This window comes from Bacteroides sp., from assembly GCA_036351255.1.
GTDB lineage: Bacteria > Bacteroidota > Bacteroidia > Bacteroidales > UBA7960 > UBA7960.
This window is the reverse complement of sequence record JAZBOS010000048.1, coordinates 18,156-33,494: the sequence shown is the minus strand read 5'-3', so window position 1 is coordinate 33,494 and position 15,339 is coordinate 18,156. Positions and strand designations below refer to the sequence as shown.

At 44.8% G+C, this 15,339-nt stretch carries 10 protein-coding genes; 1 reads left to right on the top strand and 9 read right to left on the bottom strand.

The genetic code is table 11. From position 1 onward, the window contains the following. Window positions 1–106: 106 nt before the first annotated feature. The 6 genes from V2I46_04190 to V2I46_04165 all read right to left on the bottom strand — a co-directional run bounded on the left by V2I46_04190 (window position 107) and on the right by V2I46_04165 (window position 11,103). Window positions 107–1,561 (bottom strand): DUF5009 domain-containing protein, encoded by a 1,455-nt coding sequence (locus tag V2I46_04190; GenBank protein ID MEE4176688.1) that lies wholly within the window; start codon window positions 1,559–1,561, stop codon window positions 107–109. Between the two features lie 24 nt (window positions 1,562–1,585). Further along, window positions 1,586–3,328, bottom strand: a complete 1,743-nt coding sequence (locus tag V2I46_04185; GenBank protein ID MEE4176687.1) for a family 10 glycosylhydrolase — start codon at window positions 3,326–3,328, stop codon at window positions 1,586–1,588. Between the two features lie 68 nt (window positions 3,329–3,396). Then, a complete protein-coding gene (locus tag V2I46_04180) occupies window positions 3,397–5,070 on the bottom strand; it encodes a DUF4623 domain-containing protein (GenBank protein MEE4176686.1) in 1,674 nt (557 codons plus the stop codon). Window positions 5,071–5,106: 36 nt separating this feature from the next. Next, window positions 5,107–6,588 carry a SusD/RagB family nutrient-binding outer membrane lipoprotein gene (locus tag V2I46_04175; GenBank protein MEE4176685.1) on the bottom strand — a complete coding sequence of 494 codons (1,482 nt, stop codon included), beginning with the start codon at window positions 6,586–6,588 and terminating at the stop codon, window positions 5,107–5,109. A 19-nt stretch (window positions 6,589–6,607) separates the two neighbouring features. Then, entirely contained in the window at window positions 6,608–9,823 is a 3,216-nt protein-coding gene (locus V2I46_04170) for a SusC/RagA family TonB-linked outer membrane protein (protein MEE4176684.1), read from the bottom strand. 53 nt (window positions 9,824–9,876) lie between these two features. Continuing rightward, the gene (locus V2I46_04165; GenBank protein MEE4176683.1) at window positions 9,877–11,103 is read right to left on the bottom strand and encodes an ROK family transcriptional regulator; all 1,227 of its coding nucleotides are present in this window, start codon (window positions 11,101–11,103) and stop codon (window positions 9,877–9,879) included. A gap of 265 nt (window positions 11,104–11,368) precedes the next feature. Here V2I46_04165 and V2I46_04160 point away from each other — a divergent pair, with 265 nt between their 5' ends. Then, window positions 11,369–12,313, top strand: coding sequence for an ROK family protein (locus tag V2I46_04160; GenBank protein MEE4176682.1), 945 nt, complete (start codon window positions 11,369–11,371; stop codon window positions 12,311–12,313). On the opposite strand, the gene V2I46_04155 is transcribed toward V2I46_04160, so the two are convergent. Genes V2I46_04155 through V2I46_04145 form a run of 3 tightly spaced genes read right to left on the bottom strand, consistent with a single transcriptional unit; the run spans window position 12,310 to window position 15,336 of the window. Continuing rightward, a complete protein-coding gene (locus tag V2I46_04155) occupies window positions 12,310–13,260 on the bottom strand; it encodes a hypothetical protein (protein ID MEE4176681.1) in 951 nt (316 codons plus the stop codon). The genes V2I46_04160 and V2I46_04155 overlap by 4 nt on opposite strands. Further along, entirely contained in the window at window positions 13,261–13,881 is a 621-nt protein-coding gene (gene pncA / locus V2I46_04150) for a bifunctional nicotinamidase/pyrazinamidase (protein ID MEE4176680.1), read from the bottom strand. Between the two features lie 39 nt (window positions 13,882–13,920). Then, a complete protein-coding gene (locus V2I46_04145) occupies window positions 13,921–15,336 on the bottom strand; it encodes a nicotinate phosphoribosyltransferase (GenBank protein ID MEE4176679.1) in 1,416 nt (471 codons plus the stop codon). Window positions 15,337–15,339: the final 3 nt, after the last annotated feature.

The following is a 15,339-nucleotide window of genomic DNA, read 5'->3' as shown; positions in this document are numbered from 1 at the left end:
AACGGGATTTTCGTCCGGTTGGCGATTAACCCGAACACAGGAAGTCACAATTAACACTATTGATATCACAAAGACAAAAGGTCTCATCATTCTTAGATTTAGATCATCAGGTTTTCCAGAAAAGTTTCTTTCTCACAAAAAAAACTGTAACAAAAATCATGATCGTCGTTAAAAGCAATCCCCTGAATACTCCGGCCCACTTCCATATTTCATGCATATGGTCCAGTGGATTTTGCAACTGAAGCGCCCCTAAAACAGGAAGGATTAAATAAGCAACCAGAACGTAAGCCAGCATAGGATTTTTTCCAATGGACAAAACAGGCCGCCACCAGGAAACGCTCCGAGACTTATTATGAAGCAAATGGAAAGACAGGTAAACAAAAATTGAGAATCCAGTCGTAAGGAAAAAGTAGCTGTATGTGGCAGGATCTTTCTTGATCCCTCCTTGCCATGCCTCAAAAACCAAGCCAAGAAGCACCCAGAAAATGGCAAATAAAACCAATTTCTTATACAGATTTATATACCCTAACTCCTTGACAATGAAGCTAATAAATATTAAAGTCAAAAGAAAAAGGTTCACGAAAAGATTCAATAGTAGAAATCTGTAATAAAGTCCAAAAAGGTTTCCAACAATCAATAAAATCATTGCAGCACCTAACAGTAAAGACTTATTAAAGGGAACAATAGGCTCTGATCTATTGTGTTTAATAACAAGATCACCAACAATGGTTCCCGGGAGAAAAATCATCAGATATTTTAAATAGTCAGGATGGTAAAATATTGTTTTGCCATTCTCAATGCCGATGCTTTGCAAAAGATTCCCAAAGGCTGGGATTTGGTCAGCAAGCCACCAGAGTGGCAAAAAATTCCATAAATCATTATTCCAGGAGCCTTCAATATCCCGGGAAAGCCAAATGCCAAAATAAAGGGCAAGAATTCCAAGTCTGACAAGCATATTGTTCCGGGTAATAAGCCAAATTAATCCACCCCAGAATGCCATATTGGCCAAAACCAGAATAATTATGTCATAATTTTGCAATGAAAATGGCAGATCAAACAACCGTGCCCTTATCAGGCACAATAAAATCAACAGCAAATATCCAGCTGTATTCCACCATTTTCCGCTTAAGGAAAGCTTACTAAAATCAAGGAAAGCGAGAAAAAATCCCCCAAAAGCCAGGACAGCAAGCAAATTTGCCCAATAACCTGCAATAGCTGGATAATGAAACAATGAAAGATGCCCTAGCATTATGGCAAAAAACCACAATTTCAAGGCACGAAAGAAAATTTTCCTGCCAATGGTTCCCATCTGACTTCCCTTATCGATGTTTTTTTGCAAAGAGAAGGGAACGGACATTCCCATGGCAAATATGAACAAGGGGAAAACCAGATCAACCCATGTAATTCCAGGAAAAGACGGATTAAATACAAAGTCAGGAGGGCTGATTTGGGCATGAAACAGCCAGCCTGGCAATTCATCATTACGAGATATGGTACCCGAGAGTACCATACCCAAAATTGCCAAACCCCGCAAAAAATCCAATCCTGAGTCCCTGCTCATAAAAGCAATTAACTGGTATATTCTTTATTGAAAATCAGGAAAAATTGCTGGCCCCGGATAAAAAGCCCTGATCACTTTTTTTATTCTTTCATCTCCCAAAGGGGCATCATAAAAGAAAGCTTCACCGGTAATTCCCTTACTTCGGTTAATCATAATTTTTTTGGCAATCAGTTCAGCATCTGTAAGCCCCGCAGAACTCTGGAGAATGATACCCGGAACCAGACGTTGAAGGTTTCCGTCACCATGACTGGTAAAATAGTTTAGAACTTCATTTATTGTTGAGAGATAAGCTGATTCCGTGTATCGATAACACTGAACAGAAAGAATTTCAACCACACCATCATCAAGCCATACCGGCCATTCCTGCATTAGATTATCAAAAGCCCAGGGGTAGGGATTGGGTGATGAGGCAACAAAAATATTGGGTTTTGCTTCTTTTACCGCGTCAAACAAGTCAATTGCAAACTGGTTAAGAATATCAGCTCGCCACCTTACCCAGGCACTGTTGTTGAAGTTAGCCGGCGGATCAGTTCCTCCATGTTCCGTCCGGTAACGGTTAACCGTATATTCATCATATCCTGAATTTCTGGGCATTGCAGGCATGCGATCATCTCCCTGGATTCCATCAATGTCATAGTTCTCAACCGCTTCTAAAACCAGGTCAATCATAAATTGCTGCACGGCAACATTGTAAGCATTATAATAATAGTCAGAATTATTATAATTTGATTGGGATCCAAAACTATTGATGCCAACCCAGTCGGGATGCACTGAAAGGATGGGGTCATTCTCAGGAGTCGGTGGCGTGCCCCACTTCGCCATAAATCCATATTCGTACCAAAGGATTACCTTCAAGCCTTCAGCATGGGCTTCCTCAATGAGGTCAGCAAGCGGATCACCGCTTCCACCTGTATATGAGCTAAAAAGGGTTTGTTCAATACTAGTGTATGATGAATGATCGAGTAATACCTGGCTTGGATACAAGGTTTTTGTCTGGGCCCAGGCACCAACGTAAAGCGTATTGAAATTTAATTCCTTGGCAAGGGCAACTCCATTTTTTATGTGTTGATAACTGGTCAAAAATGTTGAGTGCCATGGAGGTGCAATCCAAAATGCACGAATCCCGGTTTCCTGTGGCAAAACGGTCGTCGTCAGTGTAAAAACATTCTGCTGGCCCGCTTCAGATTTTACAGTAATGGTCAATGGCTCACCTAAATTCACCCGGCTACCCGATTCTGGCTCAACCGTTGCAAAAGGAGAAATTGAAAACTCAACCAAAATTTCTGACAAGTCCGTTCCAAAAGGAACTTCCAGAGAGATGCTTTGACCAGAAACACTACCCGTCCGGAAAAGCTCAGGAAAGGAAACAGAGATTAATTCATTCTCAGTACTGGCTTCATATCCAACATGCACAATGTAAGTGACCTGTTTATTATCTTTCTTTACAGTGAAGCCTAAGGGTTGCGAAAAGTCATAGGGGTAGCCCGAAGGAGGATTCAAAGTGGCTCCCTCCGTGAAGGTAACTGTTGGCTTGAGGTTGTTTAAACTTCCTGAACGGGGAATTTGAGCCGAAATTTCTTTCGCCGTATGGTCAATTTGCCCGACTATAACAGGATTGAAATCTTCAAAATTAAAACTAAGAATTCTTAATTGCACCGTATCTTCCCCATTGGGATCAGGGTCCGGATCTGGATCCTTTTCGCAGGAAAAGAAAGCAGGAATAAAAAGAATCGCCAAAGCGGCTGCCAAAAACCAGTACCTTCTCATTTTAAAAATATATTTCAAAAAAAGGCTGCCAGTAGGATTCAATACATACCGGCAGCACTTATAAAATTCTAATTGGAAAATTCAAGAACAATAAAACCATTCAAAACTGTAAAGCCCATCACCCTCGGTTTTCCTTCAGTAGAAAAAGCTACTTCATTACCAGCACTGATCCAAACATCAGCAATGTTTCCAAATACCTTGGTATAAACAATTTTTGAAGTAATATTTTCATCCGTCAGGGCTTGTAAAGCTTCAACAATATCAGCACCATCCGTTATGTTCACTACCTGCATATAAGCACCATCTGCCAGCCATTCCTTATTAATGGTATAAGTCAGGTAGCGGCCGTCATTGTATAAGAAAACGTTTGGATCATAAGCCCGGAATGGAATTATCGCATCAGGAATTTCATAAAGAACCTCTCCTTGCAGATTTATTACAGCAATGCCCATTTCTGCACCTGAGACCAGGAATAAATCACTTTCTCCAGGAATTTGATTTATACGCCCATATTGCCCAATACGGGCTCCTTCAAGAGGGTTTACCGTCCAGATGGCGGGTTCAGCTGAAGGCACTCCATCCGTAAACCCCCAAACGTAAAACTGGTTCTGCGGGTTGCTAAAAGGGAAGTTGGATGCAATGATGTATCCATTGGTGGCAGGGTCACCCACAATGGAAAGAGCATCTCCCAGGCGAATCGATACAGCTGGGGAAACAGGCTCTCCAACAACCCATTCAAGGATCACTTCAGGAGTTTCATCGGCAACATTGTCCCACTTATAAACCTTAAACAACTGATCCTGAGTGTTAACCATGTTGCAACCATAAACAGCATCTCCAACAAATTTGGCATCACTGATTACCCAAAGACCCCCTGAAACACCGTCCATACTCATGGAAGACTGGTCGCCACCAGCTTCCACATCCCAGTAATACATATTGTTCCCTTCCTTCCGGGTGGGAACGACAACATATTGCCCGTTGAAAGTGGCTCCCCTTGATTCGTTGCTGTTAATCACAGAAGGCAGGAACCCTGAAGCGCTCGATTTATCAATCAACACACTGGTATTCTCTGGATTAAAACCTGCCTGCGTCACGTTGGCAACAAATTCATATTCACTGTTACTCCCGGCAAAAGAAAGTGTCATGACAGGACTGGCATCGAGGTCAATGGTATCTGTTCCTGCTACTACCGGTGATACCTCCCAGGTGGTCCCGGCAGGAAGTACCTGTACATTTGAAATCTTGATAATTTTTGACTGAAGATTATTCAATGTAATGGTAATTGTTTTCGCAATGATGTCAATATCAACTTCATAATCCTCACCTGTGGAGGCTGATTCCGCAGAAAGGCCCGTTAACACCGGATTGGTGGGTTCAGCTCTTTCAACAGTTACCTGGTAGGTGTTACTAAGATCCCCATTGGTGACCACAAAATTTCTGGGATTCGTGAAGTCAAGCGTGGATCCTGATGTTGGAACTACGTTGGCCCCTTCTGATACAGTAACCTCAACGGTAAGGATAGTCAAATCAGTCTCATAGGGAACGGCTACCAAAATATTGGTGCCATCAATAGCCCCATCAACAACAGCGTTTCCTTCAGCACCTGCATTGGTTATTTTAAAGGCTGTGATTAAAGCCTCCTTGGGTTCTGGATCATCTTCAGGCTTACAAGCATTGAAAATAAATGCAGAAGTAAGAAGCAATGAAATTCCAAATAAAGCTCTCAGAGTCGTTTTCATAATCATTGGGTTTTTGATTGAGTTAGGTTTTTCTGATTAGTTTCCACCATCCCACCACACGCGGGTATATTGGCTGTCACCCCCCATACGAGCAACGGCAGCATCATAATTTTCAGTGTTATAACGGCGCTCATTCACTGGGTAAGGCTTCCTTCTGGGCATTTCCACATTACCCGGATAATAAAACACCAGGGGCTGTATAGCAGGCACACCCGTCTGCCTTACAAGTGCCCAGGCCTCAGCACCGTTTGGATAAAGAGCAATCCACCGCTGGGCGTAAATTTGCTCAAGGGCACTGGAAGAATTAAAAGCAGCAGGACCTTCCAGGTAATCCTGGATGACGCTTTCTTCTGTAATTCCCAAAAGATTCATGGAAGCACGTATGCCATCCTCATAAAATTGCTCGGCGCTCCCCACAATGAATCCTTTTTGGGCAGCTTCAGCTTTCAGGAAACAGGCCTCAGCATATGTCATCATAAACAATGGGTTATTATCCTGGATGAAGAAATTTCCTATATTGCAAAATTGCGGCCGATAATAGGAGTTGTACCTCAGGCTGAGGCTATCAGGGTTCTGACCATTCTCCAAACCCACATAAAGGCCATCCTCATTGGGATTAAACATGATTTGCATACGTGGATCATTCAAGCCGGTGAGAATATCATACATGGTCTGGCTCATCCTCACTTCATTCCAGCCAAAAACAAACGATAAGGGGTTTTTAACATGATAAGTGGCCCCATTCGGATCTGGCAGCATACGGGCCATATCCCCGTTTTGTTGCATGGTCTCCGAAAGATCCAGAGCCTGCAGGTATGGCTGAGTCAATTCAGCCGATGCTACGTTTGAAACCCTTAAGGCAAGCCTTAAGATAAGCGTATTTCCAAAACGGATCCACTTGTCAAGATCACCATTATAAAGCACATCGGCTTCCCCGTAACCTTCATACCCGGCATCCTGAAAATCCTTGATCTGCTGAACGGATTCCTGGAGTTCTTTCAGCATATCTGAATAAATAAATTCCTGCGAATCAAAAGCCGGCCGGATAGACTCAAAGGCCTCCGTGTAAGGAAGATCGCCATAGGTGTCGGTTAAAAACTGGAACATGTAAACATTCCATATCCTGGCCACCGCTTCTTTTATCGGATTGTTAAGTTCGCGCGAAAGTTTGATTACCTGGTAATTCAGAAACAAAGGCGCAAAATGCTCACGGGCATAATACCAGTCCCATTTTGTGTTTCCGGGCGTAGGTTCATAATTGTCCCAGCGGAAGTTAGGCTGAATATTAGCAAAATGCTGTGCCCAGGAAGAACCGCTGATTTGATGAATATATTGCCAAACCCCAACGCTGATGCCACTTCCTGTCACCAATGAACGCGTAAAGAGATATTTGGGGTCTATCTGGTCAGCCGTGGTGGTCGGCTCCGCATACTCTTCAAAATCCTTGGTGCATGCTGAAATTACAAGCAAAAATGAAAGGATCAAAAAAACAGGATATTTAATTTTCAGGTTTTTCATAGCATTTCCTGTTATAACCTTAAAATGATACTTTGATACTGGCACCCAAAGTCCTTAACTCAGGGTAGGAATACATTTCAATCCCAATGGCATTGCCGGTACTGAAAGAAGACTCAGGCGAAATGTTTTCCGTTTTCTTATACAGGTAGGCCAGGTTATTGGCGTACACAGAAATACTAAGTTCCCGTGCCCCAAAAGATGACAGGAGGTCCGGATTCACGCTGTAAGAAAGACTTACACTCCTTAACCGGATATAGGAAGCATCATAAACAAATGCCTCATCAATCCTCGTCAACCGGTCCCAGTAGCTCTGCGGATCAACCGGGAATTCCCCTTCCACGCCATCTTTAACCCCTGAAACCATAAAACCGTCTGTGGGTGGAACACCCGTTATTTCTGAAATCTCCAGGGCCCGTTGCCATTCATCCCTGCCTTCCACTGTAAAGGCGAAAGTGCCGTATTCCGCACCCCGTAAGTTAGTCAGGGAATATAAGTCATGCCCCAGTTTACTGTCTAATTGAACCCCTAGGCTAATGCTTTTATAATTCAAACTGGTGCTAAACCCCAAAAGCAAATCAGGGTATGCATTGCCAATCAGGTTTTCTGTGTCAATGGCTCCTTCGGGAGTCGTTTTGATTCTGGGGAGATTGAGGGCATCCAGGATGATCCGACCCTCCTCATCCCGGTCAAAGGCCGTGCCCATGATCTGACCGACGGGCTGACCGTAACGGGCGGCAATATAAACCCCCTGCTGAATACCCCCAAGGTTCAGAAAGTTCACCTCTTCCGAAAGTTCGGTCACTTCATTCCATTGCCGGGTGACATTCCCGCTGATATTCCAGGTCAGGCCATTGTTAAACTTAAACTGATATCCCGTCTGCATCTCGATCCCCGAATTTTTGATATACCCGGAGTTAATAATTCCCGAATTATATCCAGACGAAGGGGCCAGGGGACTCTGGAAAATCTGATCGCGTGTACCCAGCTCATACCAGGAGATGTCAAAATTGAACCTGGAACCTAACATCACCGTTTGCAAACCTACTTCTTTAGAAACAGTGTATTCAGGAAGCAATTCATAATTTGGCCTGACACTGTTCAGAAAACCGTAAGGGAGCCCCAGGTATTGGTTGGGGTTAGTCCCAAACTGGAAATACCTCGGACTGGAGAAATTTCCTCCATTACCTACCCCAGCCCAGGAAGCCCTCAGCTTGAGAAGATCAATCCAACGGGGGAGGTCAAAGGTTTCTTCCAGCAACCAGCTTGCACTGACAGAGGGGAAGAAATAAGACCAGTTGTCAGGCGCAAGTACACTGGTCCAGTCATTCCTGAAGGTTAGGTCAAGAAAAACCATGCGTTTCCAGTCGGTGCTGACCAGGCCATATACCGATTGAATCTCCCGGCGGCCATATCCTTGTGAGCTCCCGACAGTAAGGAAGTTTTGGATTACATAAGGACCATCCGGGTTAATTAAGCCAGCTTCTGAATTGGAACTGATGGAACGACTGGTAAAATGCATCAGGTTGGCGCCTGCAGAAGCAAGGGCAGAAAAATCCCCCCATTTTTTTCCAAAGCTTATCAGCATCTCATAATTCCGCTCCAGCCCCTCCGACCGGCTAAAAGTTCCCGTAGCACGGCCTTCAGCCTTATAATACGTATTATGGGCTGTGATACGTTGACGGTCATCATTGTAAAAATCCATTCCAGCCCGAAGCTTAAAGTCGAGGTCAAAATTCAGGCCAAGCCATTCCTGGAAGTCAACCCTCATCTCGCTGAACCCAATGAACCGGTGCCGCAAGTCACGGTTAGTGTTCAACTCAACGGCCCAAAAAGGATTCTGTAATAATGGGGAAGAGGCAAAGGGCGGTTTTCCCTCATCCCAGGCCACCGTTCCATCAGGATTCATCCGGTACTTACTGTTCCACACCACCGGGTATCCATCCACGGTTTGGTAGGGCTCCAGTTGTTCAAGCATAACGGAACGGGGCATAGACACCAGGAGGTAAACGGGGTTATCAGGTGAGCCGGCCAGATTAGGCCTGTTGTGCACCTCCTGATTGATGTAATTAACCCGCGCATCAAAACTGATGAACTTGCTTAGATTGGATTCATACCTGAGATTAAACGATTTGCGGTCAAAATCATTAGTGGGGATAATCCCATTATTTTGATTCCAGGAGGCAGAGAAAAAAATGGCATTAGTTTCTCCCCTCTTGTCAATAGAAATCGTCTGGTCAAAATTACTGGCCTGGCGAAAAAAAGAATAGGGACTCTGGTTATTTATAGCCAGCGTTTGCGGTTGTTTGAGGAAGTTGGTTACGTCCTGCCCCTCCATCTTTGGTCCCCAGCTTCGGGTTCCCAGGCGCTCAAAGGTCCGCGAAGAACCCTGGCTGTATGCATTCTGAAAATCAGGCGCGATCAGGGGATTATCCACAGAAAATGAGGACATATAACTGATACCGATTCCCTCTTGTCTCTGTCCGCTTTTGGTGGTGATCATGATTACACCGTTTTGCCCACGTGAGCCATAAAGGGCCGACGCAGCACCCCCCTTTAAAACGGATATGTTTTCAATGTCATCTAAACTGATATTGTTGATGGCACTCCCATAATCAAAGCCTCCAAACTGCGTACCTCCTGCCCCACCACCGCTGCTCACGGGCACACCATCCACCACGATAAGCGGATCATTGCTGCCGGTTAGCGAACTCACACCCCTGATGAGTATCTTAGTGCTTCCCCCAGCACCGCTGCCGCTGGAACTGATCTGCAACCCCGGCGCAAGGCCTGCCAACGAATTGATCGGATTGACCCTCGACATGTTCTGAATGTCTTCGCTGTTAACACTGGTGACCGCATAACCCAGGGCTTTCTCTTCCCTTTTGATTCCCAGGGCGGTCACCACAAATTCCTCCAGGACATCCACCGCCGGAACAAGGATGACCTCAATATAATCGAGGCCTTCAACATTGATTGTCTGGCTGCGGTAACCAGTAAAGGAAACGGTGATCTGGTTGCGGCCGGCAGGTAATGTTATGGAAAAGTCCCCGTCAAGATTTGCAGTGGCCCCAATGAGCCCGGTATCCTGCGTTCCTTCAACAATTACGGTTGCCCCAATCATTGGGAGACCGCTTTCATCCAGGATACGACCGCTTACAGTGCGCTCTTGCCCATATCCCTGAAGGCTTAAAAAGATACCAGCCAAAAAGATAAGGACTGTCAGTTTACCTTTCATAGGTCAAGGTTTAATGTAAAAAAAATGATCCAAAACCAAACCCCGGGGCCTGATTATTTAATAAACTCAAAATGTTCCAATACCAGGGCCCCTGCACCCTTCATCCCGGCCAGGTCACCCATTTCTGAAAAATCTATTTCGCAATATTTTAGTGGACTTACCAGGGCCGAACTGGCCATACCCGTCTTTACCGGATCAACCAGAATATCCCGTGCCTTGGCAAATTTTCCTCCAATAATAATCAATTCAGGATTCAACAAATTGATAATATTCCCCAGGGCTCTTCCCAATCGCAATCCCATCTGCTGAAGCAATTCAATAGAAAGAGCATCACCTTTATTGGCTGCATTTAAAATATCATCGTAACGAATCTCATCTGCTGATACCTGATCCAGGACAAGAGACTTTTCCCCTTTACTGATCCTTTCCTTAAATTGCTCTTCTAAAGTATAGCCGGAAACTTCATTACCCAGACATCCCCTTTTACCACAAATACAGACCTTGTCATTTAACCCCCATTGCATATGCCCCAGTTCACCCGCAAAACCAGCCCCGCCTTCAACTGCGGCGTTATTTATGATCAAACTCGTACCTAACCCGCGACTAAGATTAATGATTATGGCATTGGAAACATTCCGGGCCTTGCCAATAATTTTCTCCGCCATCCCAAAACAACGGGTATCATTATTCAAAAAAACGGGCAAATGAAAAACTTCTGAAAAATAATGGGCCAGCGGTTTACCCATAAAATTAAAATAGGTTAAGGATTCCCCATCCGACTTTTTAACCCTTCCCGTAATACCAACACCCATCCCAATGATCTCACGCGATTGAATATTGGTTTCCTTCATGCAATCTTTAATAAACCTCAATACAATATCAAGGCTTTCCTTTGTGTTTTGAAGGGCGAAATTGGTTTTATGTTTTACAAAAATGGGATTCAAGTGATTGTCCAAAATAGAGAAAGAAACGCGCTTCATAAGAATCTCAACTCCAATGACCTGAAAATTTGAACCATCAAGGGCATAAAGACTGGGCTTTCTCCCTGAGCGAGTTTGCTTTTTTCCAATTTCATTTATTATTCCCGCCGCCACCAATTGGTTAACAAGTTTAATGCATGTTGGGGCTGTAATCTTAAGCTCTGCACTTAGCTCAGGAATCGTCAAAGCCTCACGCCTTTGGCTGATGGCCTGAATGATTCGCATTTTCTGATCATTCAGCCTGCTTCCATTATCACTGCTTTTAACCGGTTTCAGGTAATTGTCAATCAATTTCTTCATCACTTGTCCTTTCTAAATGCGTTTTCAATTTTATAAAAATTTTTAGATACTTCAAAACAATTTTTAAATTATTTTTTAAAGTATATTGAAGACAAAATAGAAATCCCTTGAACTACAGGGGAAAAAAGAAGAACAAAATTAAAAAAACATTTTTTTTATGCCTTTTATCCGATATAATTTTCGATTTTACAATTCCACCTAAAAGAATGATTTTTGGGAGGTCCTCATTAGTCAGAATTTACCTTTATATGATTACTTTTGAAACATGAAAAAGGTCATAGCGGGTGTCGATATTGGGGGAACAAGTATTAAGGCCGGTCTCTTTTCCGAAAAGATGGAGTTCTTAAAACGATTCTGCACGCCCGTAAGGCGTGAAGACCATCCCGAAATTTCCTTGCAAAAATTAATCTCCTGGATTATCAAAAGCAGTCAGGAGGACGCATACCGTTTAGCGGCTGCTGCAGCCGGCATCCCAGGGATTTTTGACCAGGAAAGGGGAATGCTTAGCCTGGCAGCTAATCTTCCCCTTTGGGTTGAGTTCCCGGTGAGGGATTACCTGAAGGAAAAACTTCATGTTCCTGTTTCTGTGGGCAACGACGGTAATATGGCTGCCCTGGGTGAATACCATGCCGGAAGTGGAAAAAACCTGCGAAGTATGGTAATGCTTACCCTTGGAACCGGGGTTGGTGGCGCCATCATTGACAAGGGAAAAATCCTGGAATTTAACCACTTTTCAGGCGAGATCGGTCATATGATCATTGATATGCACGGGGCAAAATGCCATTGCGGGAGAAGAGGGTGCCTTGAAACGATGGCTGCCAAATCAGGACTGATGAGGATGCTTGATGAAGAACTGAAACAGACCACTCAAAAAAAAGACGCTTACCTTTCCCAAACAAAAATGACCCCGCTTAAACTTTCTGAACTGGCCGCAGCAGGTGATCCCATTGCAATGAAAGTTTACCAAAAATCGGGGGAAGCCGTTGGTATTGGACTAGCCAATGTGCTAAACATCCTTCGCCTTGACGGAGTGGTCATCGGGGGTGGTATTGCAGGCGCCTGGGACGGATTCTTCCAGGTCATTGAGGAAACCATAGCAAAAACAGCTTTTGATTACCAGCCGGAAAAAATCAAAATCAAAAAAGCAAGTCTGGGCGAGAACGCTGGCATATTTGGATCTGCAGTAACAGCCTGGGAATCCATCTCCTAAACACCCTCAAGAATATCCACTTCTACCCTGCTCTTTCTGATCCTGTTTACCCGGCAAAGAAGCTTTTGAAAGGGCACCCATCGCATTGCACCTTCCTCTGCCACTTGCTTTTTTATTTCTTCCCCAAAAACATCCCTCAACACAACTACTTTTTGCCGGGTGTCATTCGAAAAAACATATTCTTCCAGACGTGCCACATCAAAAACATATTCCTTGCCGGTTTCATAAACCGGGTGAAGTGGTTCAAGGAAAAGCAAGCCGTCTTCATAAACGCCATCCACCCTGCAAATGACTTGCTGCCCTGGTTTTAAACCGTAGTGATAATAATGCTTCTTCCGAAGTAAATGCCTGGAGCCCCTTTCATCCTGCAGGATAAAATAACTGAAGCCATCTCCTGAATCATTTTTCTGATCAACAATTTTAAAGGAATAAGTTTCACCCTGCTTTAAATAGCTTTCCTGGTCTGAAAAGGCGGGTAACCTCAGGAACAACTGACCTTTTTTAATTCGAACCACAAGGCATTGAATTTTCTCAGGCCATCCACTGGTTTCTTCTTCAGGTGGATTCCTTTTTACGATCCATTCCAGGCCAAAGATATCCCTGACCCTGTAACACCACTCCTTCGACCCGATCAGGTTATTCCTGCATCCCAGGCTTATAACCTCAAAATCATAGTACTTTCCTTCTTCATAATGCGGATGCTGTGGCTCAAGATACATCTTACCTGAACAACTGATCTTATCAATCTTACAAACAACCTTTTGCCCTTCCTTCAGGCCATAATCTGCGTAAAAACCTGCAGGCACCAGCATTTTATAACCAAAGGGGTCAAGCATTACCAGGAAGGGTTCGCCTCTGCCCAGTTCCAGTTTGCCAAGCAAGCGAAAGACATAACTCTTCCCTTCCGTTAACAGGGAGTTTTGAATCTTAACAGGTCGATATTCCATTTATTGATTGGCCTGAAGGATGGCTGCTGAATGAATGACTTTGCCCCCTTTCTCCGTGATGGCTTTTTTCATTTTCTCAAAACCTGCGGGGTCAATGGGCCTGGTGGCGTCCTCAATCAGGTAGGTCCTTAAACCCAGGTCAATGGCATCAAGCAAAGAATAAGCCACGCAAAAATCCCCGGCCAGACCTGAAACGAACAACTGGGAAACGCCTCTTCCTTTCAGGTATGCACCCAGTCCGGTATCCTTTAGTTTTCTATTGTCGAAAAAGCCGCTATAACTGTCTATTGCGGGATCCATTCCTTTACGGAAGATGGCTTCTATGGCATGCTGGGATAGGGATTCTGAGAAGGCGGCTCCCGAAGTCCCCTGTACGCAATGGTCTGGCCAAAGCACCTGTTCAAGCCCACCCAGGGTGCCCGTTTCAAAGGGCTTTTTACCTTCGTGAGCCGATGCAAAACTGCCGTGGTTTGCAGGATGCCAGTCCTGGGTGGCGACCACCAGGTCAAAATGGGGCTGCAAGGCATTGATCACCCCGATGACTTCGTCCCCAGCCGGAACAGCCAGGGCACCACCGGGAAGAAAGTCATTTTGTATGTCAGTGATAAGAAGTGCCTTCATTGGAATTCATTTTTGCAAATCTAAAAAACAATCGGTTCTTTACAAAAGGCCCTGGTGTTGCTGGATGATTTGCGAGCGAAGTTCTGAGAGCCTTTCCGAGATACCAACCTTGTAAATATGGGGAAAGTCGAAACGCTGGTGTTCGGCCGGAAGTCTCTCCAATCGCATATAAACCCTTTCACGCAATTCAAAAACGCTATGTGATTGATGAACTGCTTTCCCATCCTGCATCAACGGAAAAAACACTTCTTCAAAATCATGCCCTTCCAGCACAAGCGATTTTTCCTTTTCAAAGGGATGTATCATTCTTCCCGGCTGTTCTTCTTCCACCAAAGCTACGCAGTCGGCGTAAAATTTTCCTTCCGGGTCCAGGTAACGCAGCACCTTCTTTCTGCCCGGCAATGTGGTTTTTTGCACATTATCTGAGATTTTAAGGCGGGCTTTTCCCCCAGAGGCCGCAAGTTTATAAACCCCGTCAATGGCCCCGTCAGGACTGCCAATCACCATATTGGTACCCACCCCGAAGATGTCAATGGGCGCCTCCTGATCAAGCAAGCTTTTAATCACGTGCTCATCAAGCTGATTCGACACCACAATTTTCACATAATCCAGCCCGCTTTCATCCAGCATCTTTCTTGATTTCCTGGCAAAATAGGCCAGGTCACCGCTGTCCAGACGAATGGCACTCAAGCGCTTCCCCCGGGCTTCCATTTCGTGAGCCACCCGGATGGCATTGGGCAACCCGCTTTTCAGGGTATTGTAAGTATCCACAAGCAGGACGCATTGATCGGGAAAAGCTTCAGCATAATGCCGGAACGCTTCAATCTCACTGTCAAAAGTTTCAATAAACGAATGAGCCATCGTCCCCGAAGGAGGAATCCCGTATCTTTCAGCGGCAAGCACATTGGAGGTGCTGTCGAAACCACCAACTATGGAGGCCTTGCTGGCGTGCAAGGCCCCAAAGGATTGTGCCCGCCTGAGCCCAAAATCGCTCAGCAGACGGTTTCCTGCCGAGTGCCTGATCCTGCTTGCCTTGGTGGCAATCAGCGACTGGAAGTTCAGGATATTGAGCAACAGGGTCTCCACCAGTTGGGCCTCGAGCAAGCCCCCTTCTACCCGCAGAATGGGTTCAAAGGGAAAAACAATTTCCCCTTCGCGCATTCCCGTGATATTTCCTTTAAACTGAAATGCAGCCAGGTAATCCAGAAAATCATCTTTAAAACCCTGTTTCTTTAAATAGGCGAGGTCAATTTTCTGAAACCGCAGCCCTTCAATCATTTCAAGCAATTCCTCCAGGCCGGCAAACACCACATAACCTCCTTTATAGGGGACCTTCCTGAAAAAATAGTCAAAACAGGCCGTCACCTCGTGCTTGTCATTGCTGAAATAGGCCTGCCCCATTGTAAGCTGGTACAAATCAGTATAAAGCGGGGAGATTTTAGAAGACTCAAACATAAT